Source organism: Bradyrhizobium sp. LB11.1, from assembly GCF_040549385.1.
Lineage (GTDB): Bacteria > Pseudomonadota > Alphaproteobacteria > Rhizobiales > Xanthobacteraceae > Bradyrhizobium.
On the sequence record NZ_JBEPTH010000012.1, the window covers coordinates 187,738 to 202,814 of the forward strand.

Genomic DNA, 15,077 nt, shown 5'->3' on the forward strand with positions numbered 1-15,077 from the left:
CTGCATTTTTGATTTGGACGATTATTTTCAACCGGGGGAGTGCTGATTATGGGTTTCATCAAATTTACCAAGGGTACCTCGCTGAGCGACAAGGACCGCAAGTCCTTGCAGAAGCTTCTCTCCGACGAGAGGAAGAAACTCCAGGCGGCCCTGAAGGACGTCGACGCCAGCCTTTCGATGCTGGGCGGCAAGAAGGCCAAGAAGAAAAAGTAAGACTCGTCGGCCGGGACGCCGCACGAATCTTCAATTTCATTTTCAAATTTTGGCCGCTCGCCTGTCGAGTTGGGGTCTCGCACAAGCTTGCGCCTGTAAACCGGCCAGCAATCGACAAGAATTTGCCTGGGTGGGCCGCTAGAAGCGGCTCGCTCAGTTGCTTCCTGCTCGGTTGATTCTTCGGTCAGGGCCGGATTTGGCCTCCGCCTGACGTTATGGGCCCAATTGATGGCAGACGACGAAATTGAACTGTTTGTCGGACTGATCGAAGGCATCGACACGCCGGGTGCAGTCGAGGCGTGCCGACGGCTGCTCTCAGTCGACGAACGGATACGCGCCGACCGCTTCATGTTCGAGCGGCATCAGCGGCAATATATCTACGCGCACGCGATGTTGCGCCTGGCGCTCTCGCACGCGGCCCCCGATGTCGAACCGACCGACTGGTCGTTTTCGACCGGCCGCTACGGGCGGCCCTTTGTCGCGGCGCCTGCGACTTCGACGGCACTGCATTTCAGCCTGTCCCATGCCGACGGCTGCGTGGCTTGCGTCGTGTCGAAGCACGAGACCGTCGGCATCGACGTCGAGACAGTGTCGCGGCGCGTCGCGCCACTCTCCACCGCGCTTCGCTTTTTTGCGCCGGAAGAGGTCGAGACGCTGCGCGGATTGCCGGAGCCGGCCGCGATCGAGCGCTTCTTCGACTATTGGACGCTGAAGGAAGCCTATCTGAAAGCCAGGGGTTTCGGGCTCAATTTGCCGCTCGACGCGTTCGCGATGCAGGTGTCGCGGGAGGCGATCGAGATCAGCTTCAAGCCCGATATCTCCGACGATCCCGCGGGCTGGCGCTTCTCGCTGTGCTCGCCCTCGCCCTCGCATCGCCTGGCGATCGCCGACGGCTCGCGTGCGGCCGGCGGCCTTCGCATCACCCGCAACGCCTGGCCGTTCCAGGAAGCGGCGGAATGAGTCCGGCGCGGCTGCGCGTCTTTCCCGCGATTTCGCGCAACCGCGATCCCAAAACATATGTGGGCGAGTTGATGCGGGTGGCGGAGTTCGCCGACCGCGACGGCTTCGAAGGCATTCTGCTGTTCGAAGGCAATGACGTTTTCGTCGAGCCCTGGGCCATGGCCCAGCACATCATCGCGGCGACGACGCGATCTTCGCCGCTGATCGCCGTCAATCCCGTCTACATGCACCCGTTCACGGCGGCGAAATTCGTCTCGTCCTTTGCGCAGCTCTACGGCCGCAAAGTCTATCTCAACATGATCACGGGGACCGCAGTCAGCGACTTGCAAGGGCTCGGTGATGAACAGTCGCACACCGATCGCTACGTCCGGCTCGGCGAGTTCGTCGCGCTGATGCGCCAGCTGCTCGCAAGCCCGCGCCCGGTCAATGCCGAGGGCCGGTTCTATCGTGCCAGCAATTTGCAACTCCGGCCTCGGCTGCCGGCCGAGTTGATGCCGGAATTCCTGATCGCGGGGCAGTCGGAGGCGGCGCAGCGCATCGCAGCGGAGACCGGCTGTATCAAGATGCAGATGCTGCCGCCCGACCTCGATCGCGGCCTGAAGGCGCCCGGAATGAATTTTGGCATTTTCGCACGCGAGAACGGCGAAGAGGCACGACAGGCGGCGAAGGCCCGCTTCCGCGACAACCCTGATGACCGCGAGTTGCTCGCACTCACGGTGGAGAACTCGGATTCCGTCTGGAAGCGACGATTGTACGAAGGCCAGAGCGGAGAGCTTCAGGACAACGGCTATTGGCTGCTGCCGTACCTCACCTTTCAGGCCGACTGCCCCTATCTCGTCGGCGGCTATGCCGAGATCGGCGCGAAGCTGAAGGAATTTGCGGCGAAGGGCCTGACCACGATCATGCTCGACATGGTCGCGGACGAGACCGAGATGCAGCACGTCCGCAAGGCGCTGAGGGCGAGCGGGATGTTTTGAAGGTGCCTACTCTCCCTCTCCCTGTTCTTACGGAGAGAGGTCAGGAAATCACCGCGCCTCCTCGAATCCTGCCAGCACCGAGGTCAGGTTCGCGCCCAGGATATCGGAGAGATAGCCGCCCTCCTGCACGAACACGGTCGGCAGGCCCATCTTCGCGATGGCCTGGCCGATGCGGCGGAAGCCGGGCGTGGTGACGGCGAGGCCCTTCAGCGGATCGTGCTCGGAGGCGTCGAGGCCAAGCGCGATCACGAGCGCGCCGGGCGCAAAGGACTCGATCGTCTTGCGCGCGACGTCCATCGCCAGCATGTAGCCGTCATCACCGGTGCCGATCGCGAGCGGAATGTTGAGGTTGGCGCCGAGGCCGGGGCCTTCGCCGCGCTCATGCGCATAGCCCCACACATAGGGATAATACGCGATCGGATCGGCGTGGATCGAGACCGTGTAGACGTCCGGCCGCGCGTAAAAGATGCCTTGCGTGCCGTTGCCGTGGTGGACGTCGACGTCGAGGATCGCGACGCGCTCATGCTTGAGCCGCAGATGCGCGGCCGCAATCGCGCTGTTGTTGAGGAAGCAGAAGCCTCCGGCCATGTCGCGATAGGCGTGATGGCCGGGCGGTCGGCACAGCGCGTAGGTCGCATCCTCACCATCCATCACCATCTGCGCTGCCGTGACCGCAACGTCGGTCGCGGCACACGCCGCAGCCCACGTGCCGGGACCGATCGGCGCGGCGGTGTCGGCGGTGTGCCAGCCGAGCCGGCCGACGATGTGGGTCGGATAGGTCGCTGCATGGCGCACGGGATGGATGTTGCCGATCATCTCCGGGCCGGAATCGCCGAGCGCCGTCCAGGCATCCCAGGCCTCGCTCAGGAACGACAGATATTCGGGGCTGTGAATGCGCGCGCGCGGGCCCTGCCCGAATGTCGTCGGCGCGACCAGTTGATGCTTGCCGTCCTTCAGGCCCTTGAGCAGGCGGTCTGCGCGCTCGGGCTGCTCGGTGGTCCGCTTGACGACGCCGCGAACCAGGAAGAATTGCGGATCGTGACTGCGGTGCAGTTCGGTATGGACGGCTTTCACTCAACACTCCGTGGTCGCTTTTTTAGACTCTTGTTTGACGCGTTTTCTCTCCGCGAACCGGCATCCACTTCGCTCGAAAACGCTCTGGTGCCACAGATGTCTAAATCTCTGCGGCGGTCGGATGCAAGCGAGAAGAATGCCGTCTCTCTGCGCTGGAAGCAGGCCGCCTCTGAAGCGTCTAGCAGCGGCCGCGCTGGAGACAGTGCTCGCGACCCTGCTGGTCGGTGCGGAAGGATTCGATGAAGCCGCCCTGACGCTGGGCGACGAACACGGTCTTGCCGTCGCTGCCGCCGAAGGCGAGGTTGGTCGGCTCCTTAGCCCTCAGCGCGATCTCGCGCTCGACCGCGCCATTGGGCTTCATCAGCGCGATCGTCCCCTTGAGAATGCGCGCGACGTAGAGGCGGCCGGTAACGTCGGTGCGCAGGCCGTCGATGGTGTCGGGCTGAAACGCCTTGACGAGCTTTGCATCGATGAGTTCGTTGCCGTGGATGGTGTAGGACCAGACCTGCCCATTGCTGGACTCACCGATATAGAGCGTCTTGCCGTCAGGGCTGAGATCGATGCCGTTGGTGGTCCCCATCGCGCGCGGCGCCGACATGACCTGTCCCTGAACCGATCCGTCCGCGGCTTTCGCGATGCGCCAGACGTGGCCCTCCCGGCCCTTCCAGTTCGGATCACTCGCATAGATCGTGCCATCGCGGGCGACGGTGATGTCGTTGGGCTGGTTCATCTCGTCGGAGTGAAACCAGACACTGGGCTCGGTGCTCCCCTTTGGGATCGCAAAGATGTTGTGCTTCTTGTAGTCGGCGATGAACATCGTGCCGTTGCGATCGAAGCGGATGGCGTTGCCGACGCTTCCCTCGGGGAGCGCTGCGAAGGCCTCCGAAGCCGCACCGCCCGCCGGCAATCTGCCGATGGTGCCGGGCTTGCCGAAATTGACGACGAACAAATTGCCATCGAGATCGGCGGCCGGTCCTTCGATGCCGAACGTATATTCGCTGGCCGGCGTCACCTGCACGCTTTCGAACAGCTTCGTCTCTGCTGCGACGAGCGGCGTGGCGACGACGAGCAGGATGCTACTGCACAGGCACCAAAAATTCCTGCCGGATGTAATAGCCATCGTCGTCGCTGCACTCGCCATTCAAATAAGGATCGGCCGGCCGGAAGAACCGGCTGAAGCCCGGTTTGTCTACAGCGTTCCTTTGTGTCACGACAACGACCTTGGCGGTCGGTATTTCGCCGCATTCCTTGTCCGCCTTGCTGAGAAGCTTGCGCTGCGGCAGGCCGAGCTTGATGCGCATCGGCGTTCCCGGAACCATCCTGGCAACGAGCAGATCCGCCGTATTGAGCAGAGCCGCATAACCGGGTTCGGTCTTCGGCAGGCTCTCGCCACCCGGCGGCATCAGCTTCTCCGCGCCAACGCCGCGCAGCCGCGTGCGCAGCTTGCCGGAGGTGGGATCGCCCGGATAGATCCAGCCGTCCTGCGACAGCATGAACCGCAGCACGGTCGCGTCCTTGTCCGCATCCGATTGTCCTGGCTTCAAGCCGAAATCGGAGTGACAGCCGACGCAGTGTTTTTCGACGAGGTTTTTGCGCAGCGTGGCGAGCCGGATTTTGTTCTGCGCGTCCTTGGCAACGAGAGCGGCAAGCTGATCAATCAACGCCTGGCTGCGCGTGTCGCAAGGCAGAGGCGGCGGTGGATCGCCCGTGGCGCGATCGATGCGGATGATCGTCTGGTTCTTGTCCTCGACCAGCCAGATCGCTCCATCCTCCGCGACCGTCATGCCGACGGGCGCACCTTGCGGCCGCGCGCCGTTGACACGGTGCCAACCGGCGATCAGCTCCTCGAATGGCGCAGCCGTCACCTCGCGGGCGTCGGCCTGAAAGCTACGTGTTGGCTCGGCCGCGCAACTGACGTGGTAGCGCACCGGTGCCGCGGCGGGTTTTGGAAAACCGTGGTCATCGACGTCGTAGACCAGGACGCGGCTGCCCGTCGGGCGATAACCGTGCAAGCCGACCAGCAGCTTGCCTTCGAGCTCCGGAAATTTGGCGCCGTGATAATACAGCATCGCGAGCGGTGCGCCGTGCGGCGGCATCAGCGAGAACGGCGCCTTGTAGAGCGCATTGGCCGTGCAGAGGGATTTATAGACGCCGGATTGCAGCGCGAGCTTGAACTCGGAACTTGGCGTCGACAGATCATAACAATAGGGCCAGCCATAATGCCTGCCCTGCTCGATCGCGTTGATCTCCTCGTTCGGCTTGAAGATATCGGACAGATCGCGGCCGTTCTCCCCTTGCAGGAACGCGTAGCCGGCATCGGGAAAGTTCGGATGCAGCGCCAGCGCCAACGAGTTGCGCAAGCCCCGCGCGTAAACCATGTGCGGCGGGTCGGTATCGCCAGGCTTCAACGCCGGGAAGACGCCCCCCGGCGGCGGCGTGAACAGCCAGATCGCAGCCATGGCGGAGGTGCCCTCAGCCGGCGCGCAAGGTTTTGTGATCGGCCCCGGCGTGATGCAGTCGTCGCTGTGGGCGCCGACATTGACGAACAGCCGCCCGTTGCGATCGAACACGAACTGCTTGAGCGGGTGCGCGCTCTCATCGAGCTTGCTGCCGTCGGGCAGCGTGATGCGGCGGCCCGGCATGTGACGGATGATGGTCTCGACCGTGCCGCGCGGATTGTCCGCGACCGGATCGAACCGGAAGATGGTCTCGGCGGTCGAGGCATAGAGCTTTTTGTCCGGACCGATCACGAGGCCGAATGGATATTCGATCCCGGTCAGGAGCTCCTTGATTCGCTGGCCGTCGGGGGCGTGGGGATCCAGCAGCAGCAGCCGGCCATCGGCATGGCCCCAGCCGCCCATGTCGGCGACCACGAACAAGTCACGTCCGGGCACCTGGATGATCGATCGCGGAAACTTGAGATGGTCCTCTTCGCTGGCGACGAGGCCCGCGCAAAAGCCCGCCTTCATGTCGATCTGGATCTTGGGAAAGGCGAGATTGCCGCTACCGCAGGTCTCTGTTCCCACCGCGTAGCCGCTTTTCCTCACCGGATCGGATGCGGCCAGCGAGGCGAAGCCGAGAAGGACCGCCGCGAAGGCGACGACACCCACGCACCAGCTTCGGCGCCCATCCTGAAATGTGAGCTGATTCACATCGGCTTCCCCGGCATTCGGGCCGAGAGTTGTTCCACGCCGCTTTGGCGCCGTCCAGTTGAACATCACCCCCCTGTGATCAAACCCCCAGGGCTCTTCGTGCCGACCAATCCCCGTAGATTCCCTTACCGGGCTCGTCCCGAATTTTTCGCGAATGCTTGGGGTGGTATCCATTTGCCGTCCCGACCGCTCCCTACAGGAGGCGCATATGGTCCAGGTCTATTTTCACTGCTCGAATACCGACGGCACGCTGATCGATCGCAACGGCGCCGCAGTGGCCAGCCTGACCGAGGCGCGTGACCGTGCCGCGCAGATCATGCAGTCGATGATCCTGACACCCGGTGCTGAAGACTGGCGCGACTGGGTGATCCATGTCAGCGGCTCTGACGGCGAGGATCTTTTCGATCTCCCCTTCACCGCCATGCTCGGCAAGCCGCATTGAGGTGATGCCATGCTGTTCGCATCACTGACCCTGCTCCGCCAGCCCCTCACCTTCGTCGCCACCAAATGGCAGAAGCTCGTGCGGATCGCAGGCAACCCCTACCGTCCCGAGCTGCACTACATGCGCGGCCCGGGCCCGAAATGGCACGCCAAATATCAGGCCAGCCGGCTGGACCGCGGGCTCTGAGCAGCGTCCGCTCCTTCTTCCCTACTTCCCCGTGAATTGCGCCTTGCGCTTCTCGACGAAGGCCTTGCGGCCTTCGACGGCGTCGGCGCTTTTGCGGATGGTGGCCTGAAGCTCGATCTCGCGGCGGAACTGCGCCTCGTAACTCGTGTGCTCGCTCTCCTCGACGAGGGTGCGCGTCGCGACCAGGGCGCGGGTCGGGCCATCGGCGAGGCGACGTGCCAACGTCATCGCTTCTTCCATCAGCTTCGCATCATCGACGACCTGCCGCACCAGGCCGATCTCCTGGGCGCGTTCGGCCGTGAGCGGCTCGTTCAGCAGCATCAACTCGAGCGCGCGCTGCCGGCCGATCAGCCGCGGCAACAGCCAGGTCGAGCCGAGATCGGGCACCAGCGCGATGCGGCTGAACACCTGGATAAAGCTCGCCGACCGCGCCGCAACAATCATGTCGCCAGCCATCGCCAAGCTGAAGCCGCCGCCGGCCGCGACGCCGTTGACGGCAACGACGACAGGCACGGGGCATTCGCGCAGCGCCTTGAAGGCCGGCCAGTAGAAGCGCATCACGCCGGCCGCGAGGTCCTCGCCCAGCGCTCCGGCGGCCTCCAAATTCTGTCCTGAGCAAAAACCACGCCCCGCGCCGGTGAGGACCAGCGCGCGGACCTCCTCATGCGCACTTACCTCGGCGACCCCTGCCGCGAGCGCGCCGAGCAGGTCGGGCGTCATCGCATTCAGGCTTGCCGGCTCGTCGAGCGTCAAAATCCCGACGGCGCCATCCCGCGCCTGTTTCACACCTGCCATGTCGGCCTCCCTTTCGATTTTCTCGTTGGCGCCAATGTGCCATTCTTCGCGCGCTCCGCCAATTGCGGAGCTTCGACGTCAGCGCAACGAAACCAAGACAACCGACGAGACAGGCACAAGCGACATCATGCCTCATCAGTTCAGCCTCAACCAAACCGTCCGCAAACCCGCCGTCACATCCAAGGGCGGCATCGTCGCTTCGCAATCGCGGCGGGCGGCCGAGGTAGGGGCGCAGGTGCTGGCGGCGGGCGGCGATTGTGTCGATGCGATCGTGGCGACCACTTTTGCGTTGAACGTGCTGGAGCCCTGGAACAGCGGCATCGGCGGCGGCGGCGCGATGGTGCTCTACCGCGCCAAGGAAAATCGCTACCAGGTGATCGACTACGGTATGTGCGCGCCGCAGAGCCTGCGCGCAGCCGACTACCCGCTCAGCGGTGAAGGCCCAGCCTCCGATCTGTTCCCCTGGCCGCGGGTGAAGGACGACCGCAACATCCACGGGCCCGGCGCGATCGCCGTGCCCGGCGTCGTTGCCGGCATGGAAGAAGCCCATCGCCGCTACGCCAAAATGCCGTGGAAGGATCTGGTCGCGCCGGCCGCCGCGCTCGCCGGCAAAGGCTTGCTGGTCGATTGGTGGACTACGCTGACGATCACGGCCTCGGCGGCCGATTTGCGGCGCTATCCCGCAAGCGCCGCGGCATTCCTGAAGGACGGCCTGCCGCCGAGCCCGCCATGGGGCATCAAATCCGAAACTCGGCTGCCGCAGGACACCCTCAAGGCGACGTTGTCGCACCTCGCCGAAGCCGGTCCGCGTGACTTCTACCAGGGCGACCTCGCCAAGAGCATCGCGTCCGACATCAGGGCTGATGGCGGCTCGCTGTCGGTCGAGGATCTCGCCGCGTTCCGCAGCCATTTGCGCGAGCCGCTGGCGATCCCCTATCGCGACGGCAAGGTATATGCGACGCCCGAGCTCACGGCCGGGCCGACCATGGCGCATGCGTTGCGCCTGTTGCAGCAGAGCCTGAAGCCGGCGCGCGCGCCGGATGCGGCCGCCTATGTCGAGTATGCGCTCGCCTTGCAGGCGGCTTTCCGTGAGCGGCTCAGGGACATGGGCGATGCCGACGGCAAGCGCTCGCTCGGCGCCGACTATCTCGCGCCCGCCTGCACGACGCATTTCTCGGTGGTCGACCGCCACGGCAACATCGCGGCGGTGACGCAGACGCTGCTGTCATCGTTCGGCTCGAAATATGTGACGCCGCACAGCGGCATCGCCATGAACAACGGCATCATGTGGTTCGATCCGACCCCCGGCACCACCAATTCGCTCGCACCCGGCAAGCGCTGCCTCTGCAACTACACGCCCGTCATCGCCGAGACCAAGGACGGCAAGCGCCTCGCGGTCGGCGCCTCCGGCGGCCGCCGCATCCTGCCTTCGGTGATGCAGCTCGTGTCGTTTGCGATGGACTTCGACATGGATCTCGATGCCGCCATCCACCAGCCGCGCATCGACGCCAGTGAGGGCGCGATCGTAATCGGCGACACCCGCCTGCCAGCGGAAGCACGCCAAGTTCTGGCCGCGCGCTTCGATTATGAAGAGAGCCCGGTGCCGGCTCTGCCGCAAAAATTTGCCTGCCCGAGCGTGGTGATGCGCGACGGCGACGTCAATTCCGGCGCGGTCGAGATCTTCCAGCCCTGGGCCGACGCCGTGGCGGAGGGCTGAGATTAGATCCCCGGTCGGTCGCGCACGCGGCCGGTGATCACCGCAGTCGTTACGCCGACCGGCCAGAACGCGTGCATCGGGATCGGATTGATGCCGGTGATCGGCATGTCGATCTCGGCGCCACTCCGTCATTGCGAGCGAAGCGAAGCAATCCAGAATCTTTCCAGGGAGACAGTCTGGATTGCTTTGTCGCAAGCGCTCCCCGCAATGACGAGGAGTTAGAGCCTCACCCAAACCGGTGCGCGTACCGGTCCACCGTCAGTGCACTCACATCGACATCCGGCTTCTTGCCCGACAGCATGTCTGCGAGCACGCGGCCTGAGCCGCAGGACATGGTCCAGCCGAGCGTGCCGTGGCCGGTGTTAAGGTGGAGGTTACCGTATTGCGTCGGGCCGATCACGGGCGGGCCGTCCGGCGTCATCGGACGCAGGCCGCTCCAGAACGTCGCCTTGGAGAGATCGCCGCCGCGCGGGAACAGATCGGTCAGCGAGTGATCCAGGGTAGCGCGGCGCGCGTCGTAGAGCTGGGTCGAGAAGCCGGAGATTTCGGCGGTGCCGCCGACGCGGATACGGTTACCGAGACGGGTGATCGCGACCTTGTAGCTCTCGTCCATCACGGTGGATTCCGGGGCGCCTGAGGCGTCCTTGATCGGCACCGTGATCGAATAGCCCTTCACCGGATACACCGGCAACGCGATGCCGAGCGGCGCAACGAGGCGCGACGACCAGCTTCCGAGCGCGAGGACATAGCTGTCTGCCTGCAGCATCCCGGCGCTGGTCGCGACTCCGCTGACGCGCGCGCCGTCGGTGACGATACGATCGATACCGGTGTTGAATAGGAAGCGCACGCCGAGCGCCTCGGCATGCTTGGCCAGCGCCTGCGTGAACATGTGGCAGTCGCCGGTCTCGTCCTGCGGCAGACGAAGCCCGCCGGCGAACTTTTCCTTGACGCTCGCCAACGCCGGCTCGACCGCGATGCAGCCCTCGCGGCTCAGCACCTCGTAGGGCACGCCATACTGCTTGAGCACGGCGATGTCTTCGCCTGTTCCGTCGAGCTGCGCCTGGTAGCGGAACAGCTGGAGTGTGCCCTGCGAGCGCTCGTCATATTGAATGCCGATGTCGCGGCGCAGATCGCGCAGGCAATCGCGGCTGTATTCCGCGATCGGGATCATCCGGCTCTTGTTGACCGCGTAACGCGCGCTGGTGCAGTTGCGCAGCATCTTGAGCAGCCAGACCCACATCACGGGATCGAGCTTCGGCCGGATCACCAGCGGGCCGTGCTTCATCAGAAGCCATTTGACCGCCTTCACCGGCACGCCGGGACCGGCCCATGGCGACGAATAGCCGGGCGAGACTTCGCCGGCATTGGCAAAAGAGGTCTCCAGCGCCGGCTCGGGCTGACGGTCGACGACCGTCACCTCGTGGCCGGCACGGGCGAGGTAGTAGGCAGAGGTGACACCAATGACACCGCTGCCGAGGATCAGAACTTTCACGCTTGGTCAAACTCCCGCGGCATCACGCACGCCGCTGCAAGATAAAACCCTGCAGCGGCGAGAGCAATTATCAGGCCACCCGCTTGATGGCATCGCCAAGGATCGAGACGATATCGTCGATGTGGCTCTTCTCGACGATGAGCGGCGGCGATAGCGCAAAGGAGTCACCGCTCATGCGGAAGTACAATCCGCGATTGAAGCAGTCGACCATGACGTCGTAGCCGCGCGCACCGACCGTGCCGTCACGCGACGACAGCTCGACCGCGCCCATCAGGCCGCAATTGCGGATGTCGACGACGTTGGGCAGGCCTTTCAGCGAGTGCAGGGCATCGCGCCAGTATTCCGCGATCGAGGCACCGCGCGTCAGCAGGCCCTCGTCCTTGTAGATGTCGAGCGTGGCGATGCCGGCGGCGCAGGCGGTCGGATGCGCGGAATAAGTGTAGCCGTGGAACAGCTCCATCTGGTTTTCCGGGCCGACCATCATGCCGTCGTAAATCTTGCGGCTTGCGAACACCGCGCCGCACGGAATCGTGCCGTTGGTGATGCCCTTGGCCGTCGTCATCAGGTCCGGCGTGACACCGAAGAAGTCGGCAGCGAACGGCGTGCCGAGACGGCCGAAGCCGGTGATGACCTCGTCGAAGATCAGGAGAATGCCGTGCTTGTCGCAGATCGCGCGCAGGCGCTGGAGATAACCCTTCGGCGGCGGCAGCACCGCGGTCGAGCCCGGCACCGGCTCGACGATGACGGCAGCGATCGTCTCGGCGCCATGCAAGGCCACCAGACGTTCGAGATCGTCGGCAAGCTCGGCGCCATGCTCCGGCTGGTCCTTGGCGAAGGCGTTGCGGCCGAGATCGTGGGTGTGGCGCATGTGATCGACACCCGGCAGCAGGGTGGCGAAGGCGCGACGGTTGGCGACCATGCCGCCGACCGAGGTGCCGCCGAAGCCGACGCCGTGATAGCCACGCTCACGGCCGATCAGGCGGGTGCGGCTCGCCTGGCCGTTGGCGCGATGATAGGCGAGCGCGATCTTCAGCGCGGTGTCGACCGACTCGGAGCCGGAGTTGGTGAAGAAAATGCGGTCGAGGCCCTTCGGCGCGATTTCGGCGAGGCGCTCGGCGAAGTCGAACGCCAGCGGATGGCCCATCTGGAACGACGGCGCGAAATCCAGCGTCATCAGCTGGCGCTCGACGGCAGCGGCGATCTGCTTGCGGCCGTGGCCGGCATTGACGCACCAGAGGCCCGCGGAGCCGTCGATCACCTTGCGGCCGTCGACGGTGGTGTAATGCATGCCCTCGGCCGACGAAAAGAGGCGCGGCGCCTTCTTGAACTGACGGTTGGCCGTGAACGGCATCCAGAACGAGTCGGTCTTGATAGTGTTCGGAATCTGATGAAGGGTCACGGCCACGCTCCTTTGCTGACGGCATAGCAGAGCCACGGCTTCGACAGCGCAACAAGTCCTTTTCTGGTCACCTGCAAGGCATTGATTTCACTGGGGCAGCCGGTCCATATTTGCGCGATCCGCAACACCTGCAACAGGGGCCAGGGGCATGAGCGTCGACATCGGTGGACGGCTGCGATTCATCCGGGCGCGCCACAAGCTGTCGCAGCGCGAGCTCGCCAAGCGCGCAGGCGTCACCAATTCGACGATTTCGCTGATCGAATCCAACCAGATGAACCCGTCGGTCGGCGCTCTCAAGCGCATCCTGGACGGCATCCCGATGGGGCTCGCCGAGTTCTTCGCGCTCGAGCCGGACAGCCGGCGCAAGATCTTCTACCGCGCCGAAGAGCTCACCGAAGTCGGCAAGAAGCCGATCTCCTATCGCCAGATCGGCGACAATCTGTTCGGTCGCAGCCTGCAGATCCTGAAGGAGCTCTACGAGCCCGGCAGCGACACCGGCCGCGTTCACCTCGTCCATGACGGCGAGGAAGGCGGCATCGTGATCTCCGGCAAGCTCGAAGTCACCGTCGAGGACGAACGCCGCATCCTCAATCCGGGCGATGCCTATTATTTCGAGAGTCGCCGCCCGCATCGCTTCCGCTGCGTCGGCGGCAAACCGTGCGAAGTGATCTCGGCCTGCACGCCACCGACATTCTGAAGCGCATCAAGATTATCCGGGATCCTACGGAGTGCCCCGGTGTCTTACGGAGCTTGAGGCATCTCAATTTCCGCGCGTGAGTCTTCTATATGTTGCGAGCAGTAGCCGAGCAGCTGAGCTGCTTCCTAACAGAGCTCGCGATGAACGCCACCCTCACCAATGCTGAAGCTGCGCTCGACGAAGTCCAGCGCGATACACGAAAGCTCCATTCACGGGAGCTGCGCGAGACTATCGAGAAATACATCGAAGAGCAGCGAGAGCAGATCAAGGCTCTCCACCGGATGATGAACTGACCCGGCTTGGCCAGGACGGGGACGGGACGGGTCCGCAAACGTCCTGAACCCAAAAGACACAGCAGGCGACCAAGGTCCAGGACGTCCTGTCTTGTGGAGTGCATCACCATGGCGACCCGCGCCGGCCTCGTGGCGCGCCTGCTCGGCGCGATGCTGCTGCTGTGCGTCGCCACCGCGGCGCAAGCCGAGAAGCGCGTCGCGCTGGTGATCGGCAATTCGGCATACCTGACGGTCGCAAAACTGCCCAATCCCGCTGATGACGCCAGGCTGATGTCGGATACGCTGCTCTCGCTCGGCTTCTTCGTGGTCGGCGGCGGCGCGCAGGTCGATCTCGACAAGGCGGCCTTCGACCGCGCGCTGCAAGCCTTCGATAAGGAACTGATCGGCGCGGACGTCGCGCTGTTTTACTTCGCCGGCCACGGCGTCGAGACACACGGCCTCAATTACATCGTTCCTATCGATGCCCATCCCGCAGATGAAGGCGATGTCTTCGTCCAGGCGATCGGTCTTGCCGGCGTGCTCGATCAGATGAAGAAATCCGGCGCCAAGATCAACCTGATGCTGCTGGATGCGTGCCGTAACAATCCGTTCGGCGGTCATGGCCTTCACGTCGGCGCTGGTGGACTGGCCCAGATGCAGGCCCCAGCAGGCACACTGATCTCATTCGCCACGCAGCCCCGCAGCGTGGCGCTCGATGGCGACAACGGCCATAGCCCCTACACCCGCGCTCTGGCCGACGCCATGCAGCACCGGGGTTACGGGCTGTTCAAGACTTTCAACGAGATGGGATTGGCGGTGGAGAAGGCTACCCACGGTCAACAGTTGCCGTGGGTAGCTTCGTCGCCCATCGCAACCAGCTTCTACTTCGCCGGCAAACCTGTGCCGCCTGCGGCGATGCAGGCCGCGCTGACCCTGCCGACCGGCGTATCGTCGGCGCGACCGTCAGACGCGATGTTACGTCGTGATCTCATTACCGACTGCGATCGCCTGGCAGGCATGCCTTCTGACGCTCTCGGTGCAGAGGGCGTGCCGGGAGTCGCGTTCGAGAAGATCAAGGCGGCTGAAGCGACCGCCGCCTGCAATGACGCCATGCAGCGCTACCCGGAAGTAGCGCGGTTCGCCTACCAGGCCGGCCGAGCCGCCACCGCCCGCAAAGACTATCTGGAAGCACTTCATTTGCACGAGAAGGCTGCAGCTGCTGGTTATCCGACAGCGATGCATAATATCGGCGTGCTCTATGCGACCGGCGAAGGCGTCAAGAAGGACGACGCCGAGGCCGCGCGTTGGTACAAGAAGGCATCGGACGCTGGCGACCCGCTCGGGATGCTCGAACTCGGTTGGCTCTATGCCTTCGGAGATGGCAACGCCAGGAATTGCCCGGAAGCGATCAGGCTCAATGAGGCTGCGGTCAAAGCCGGCGTCGGGGCGGCGATGAACAATCTCGGCCTGCTCTATTTGCGGGGCCGCTGCGTCGAGCGCAATTATGCAGAAGCGCGCCGGCTGTTCGAGCAGGGGGCTGCGCTGAACGATGACGCCGCCCTGAACAGTCTTGGCTCGATGTACAACGAGGCCCAGGGCGTGCCGCGCAACACACGGCTCGCCCGGGAATTGTTCGAGAGGTCGGCCGCGCAGGGCTATGCGCTCGCCCGGCAAAACCTGCGCGACATGCGCCGCTAGTCC

15 protein-coding genes are annotated in these 15,077 nt (G+C 64.3%); 9 read left to right on the plus strand and 6 right to left on the minus strand.

Features of this window, described 5'->3' with window-relative positions; translation table 11 throughout:
* Positions 1 to 48: 48 nt before the first annotated feature.
* The 3 genes from ABIA96_RS27690 to ABIA96_RS27700 all read left to right on the plus strand — a co-directional run bounded on the left by ABIA96_RS27690 (position 49) and on the right by ABIA96_RS27700 (position 2,150).
* Positions 49 to 213, plus strand: a complete 165-nt coding sequence (locus ABIA96_RS27690) for a hypothetical protein (RefSeq protein WP_354140207.1) — start codon at positions 49 to 51, stop codon at positions 211 to 213.
* A gap of 228 nt (positions 214 to 441) precedes the next feature.
* Positions 442 to 1,173, plus strand: coding sequence for a 4'-phosphopantetheinyl transferase family protein (locus ABIA96_RS27695; protein ID WP_354140208.1), 732 nt, complete (start codon positions 442 to 444; stop codon positions 1,171 to 1,173).
* Positions 1,170 to 2,150: an LLM class flavin-dependent oxidoreductase gene (locus tag ABIA96_RS27700; RefSeq protein ID WP_354140209.1), complete on the plus strand. Its 981-nt coding sequence runs from the start codon at positions 1,170 to 1,172 to the stop codon at positions 2,148 to 2,150. Before ABIA96_RS27695 ends, ABIA96_RS27700 begins: the two co-directional genes overlap by 4 nt.
* A gap of 48 nt (positions 2,151 to 2,198) precedes the next feature.
* Here the strand turns inward: ABIA96_RS27700 and ABIA96_RS27705 are convergent, their stop codons facing one another.
* The 3 genes from ABIA96_RS27705 to ABIA96_RS27715 form a co-directional block, all read right to left on the minus strand.
* Positions 2,199 to 3,224, minus strand: a complete 1,026-nt coding sequence (locus ABIA96_RS27705; protein WP_354140210.1) for a histone deacetylase family protein — start codon at positions 3,222 to 3,224, stop codon at positions 2,199 to 2,201.
* A gap of 178 nt (positions 3,225 to 3,402) precedes the next feature.
* Positions 3,403 to 4,344, minus strand: a complete 942-nt coding sequence (locus tag ABIA96_RS27710) for an SMP-30/gluconolactonase/LRE family protein (protein WP_354140211.1) — start codon at positions 4,342 to 4,344, stop codon at positions 3,403 to 3,405.
* Positions 4,301 to 6,376 carry a PQQ-dependent sugar dehydrogenase gene (locus ABIA96_RS27715; protein WP_502918853.1) on the minus strand — a complete coding sequence of 692 codons (2,076 nt, stop codon included), beginning with the start codon at positions 6,374 to 6,376 and terminating at the stop codon, positions 4,301 to 4,303. The genes ABIA96_RS27710 and ABIA96_RS27715 overlap by 44 nt, the downstream gene beginning before the upstream one ends.
* 208 nt (positions 6,377 to 6,584) lie before the next feature.
* Here ABIA96_RS27715 and ABIA96_RS27720 point away from each other — a divergent pair, with 208 nt between their 5' ends.
* Both ABIA96_RS27720 and ABIA96_RS27725 read left to right on the plus strand, forming a co-directional pair.
* Positions 6,585 to 6,818: a DUF6894 family protein gene (locus tag ABIA96_RS27720; protein ID WP_234685751.1), complete on the plus strand. Its 234-nt coding sequence runs from the start codon at positions 6,585 to 6,587 to the stop codon at positions 6,816 to 6,818.
* A gap of 9 nt (positions 6,819 to 6,827) precedes the next feature.
* Positions 6,828 to 7,004 carry a hypothetical protein gene (locus tag ABIA96_RS27725; RefSeq protein ID WP_354140212.1) on the plus strand — a complete coding sequence of 59 codons (177 nt, stop codon included), beginning with the start codon at positions 6,828 to 6,830 and terminating at the stop codon, positions 7,002 to 7,004.
* A gap of 21 nt (positions 7,005 to 7,025) precedes the next feature.
* On the opposite strand, the gene ABIA96_RS27730 is transcribed toward ABIA96_RS27725, so the two are convergent.
* Positions 7,026 to 7,799, minus strand: coding sequence for an enoyl-CoA hydratase-related protein (locus ABIA96_RS27730; protein WP_354140213.1), 774 nt, complete (start codon positions 7,797 to 7,799; stop codon positions 7,026 to 7,028).
* A gap of 127 nt (positions 7,800 to 7,926) precedes the next feature.
* Here ABIA96_RS27730 and ABIA96_RS27735 point away from each other — a divergent pair, with 127 nt between their 5' ends.
* Positions 7,927 to 9,516 (plus strand): gamma-glutamyltransferase family protein, encoded by a 1,590-nt coding sequence (locus ABIA96_RS27735; protein ID WP_354140214.1) that lies wholly within the window; start codon positions 7,927 to 7,929, stop codon positions 9,514 to 9,516.
* Positions 9,517 to 9,742: 226 nt separating this feature from the next.
* Here ABIA96_RS27735 and ABIA96_RS27740 read toward each other — a convergent pair whose 3' ends face one another.
* Together ABIA96_RS27740 and aptA are read right to left on the minus strand one after the other, a co-directional pair.
* Positions 9,743 to 11,008 (minus strand): D-amino acid dehydrogenase, encoded by a 1,266-nt coding sequence (locus tag ABIA96_RS27740; protein WP_354140215.1) that lies wholly within the window; start codon positions 11,006 to 11,008, stop codon positions 9,743 to 9,745.
* 70 nt (positions 11,009 to 11,078) lie between these two features.
* Positions 11,079 to 12,407 carry an omega-aminotransferase AptA gene (gene aptA, locus ABIA96_RS27745; protein ID WP_354140216.1) on the minus strand — a complete coding sequence of 443 codons (1,329 nt, stop codon included), beginning with the start codon at positions 12,405 to 12,407 and terminating at the stop codon, positions 11,079 to 11,081.
* Between the two features lie 148 nt (positions 12,408 to 12,555).
* Here aptA and ABIA96_RS27750 point away from each other — a divergent pair, with 148 nt between their 5' ends.
* The 3 genes from ABIA96_RS27750 to ABIA96_RS27760 all read left to right on the plus strand — a co-directional run bounded on the left by ABIA96_RS27750 (position 12,556) and on the right by ABIA96_RS27760 (position 15,074).
* Positions 12,556 to 13,104 (plus strand): cupin domain-containing protein, encoded by a 549-nt coding sequence (locus ABIA96_RS27750; protein ID WP_354140217.1) that lies wholly within the window; start codon positions 12,556 to 12,558, stop codon positions 13,102 to 13,104.
* A 140-nt stretch (positions 13,105 to 13,244) separates the two neighbouring features.
* On the plus strand, positions 13,245 to 13,397 hold the full coding sequence (locus ABIA96_RS27755; protein WP_354140218.1) for a hypothetical protein: 153 nt from the start codon (positions 13,245 to 13,247) through the stop codon (positions 13,395 to 13,397).
* Positions 13,398 to 13,505: 108 nt separating this feature from the next.
* Complete coding sequence (locus ABIA96_RS27760) at positions 13,506 to 15,074, plus strand: caspase family protein (protein ID WP_354140219.1); 1,569 nt, start codon at positions 13,506 to 13,508, stop codon at positions 15,072 to 15,074.
* Positions 15,075 to 15,077: the final 3 nt, after the last annotated feature.

Bases quoted from the DNA above. Each gene is read 5' to 3' on its own strand.
- ABIA96_RS27755 (WP_354140218.1), top strand. From the start codon at position 13,245: ATGAACGCCACCCTCACCAATGCTGAAGCTGCGCTCGACGAAGTCCAG.
- ABIA96_RS27695 (WP_354140208.1), top strand. From the start codon at position 442: ATGGCAGACGACGAAATTGAACTGTTTGTCGGACTGATCGAAGGCATC.
- ABIA96_RS27760 (WP_354140219.1), top strand. From the start codon at position 13,506: ATGGCGACCCGCGCCGGCCTCGTGGCGCGCCTGCTCGGCGCGATGCTG.
- ABIA96_RS27700 (WP_354140209.1), top strand. From the start codon at position 1,170: ATGAGTCCGGCGCGGCTGCGCGTCTTTCCCGCGATTTCGCGCAACCGC.
- ABIA96_RS27725 (WP_354140212.1), top strand. From the start codon at position 6,828: ATGCTGTTCGCATCACTGACCCTGCTCCGCCAGCCCCTCACCTTCGTC.
- ABIA96_RS27750 (WP_354140217.1), top strand. From the start codon at position 12,556: ATGAGCGTCGACATCGGTGGACGGCTGCGATTCATCCGGGCGCGCCAC.
- ABIA96_RS27720 (WP_234685751.1), top strand. From the start codon at position 6,585: ATGGTCCAGGTCTATTTTCACTGCTCGAATACCGACGGCACGCTGATC.
- ABIA96_RS27735 (WP_354140214.1), top strand. From the start codon at position 7,927: ATGCCTCATCAGTTCAGCCTCAACCAAACCGTCCGCAAACCCGCCGTC.
- ABIA96_RS27730 (WP_354140213.1), bottom strand. From the start codon at position 7,799: ATGGCAGGTGTGAAACAGGCGCGGGATGGCGCCGTCGGGATTTTGACG.
- ABIA96_RS27690 (WP_354140207.1), top strand. From the start codon at position 49: ATGGGTTTCATCAAATTTACCAAGGGTACCTCGCTGAGCGACAAGGAC.
- ABIA96_RS27710 (WP_354140211.1), bottom strand. From the start codon at position 4,344: ATGGCTATTACATCCGGCAGGAATTTTTGGTGCCTGTGCAGTAGCATC.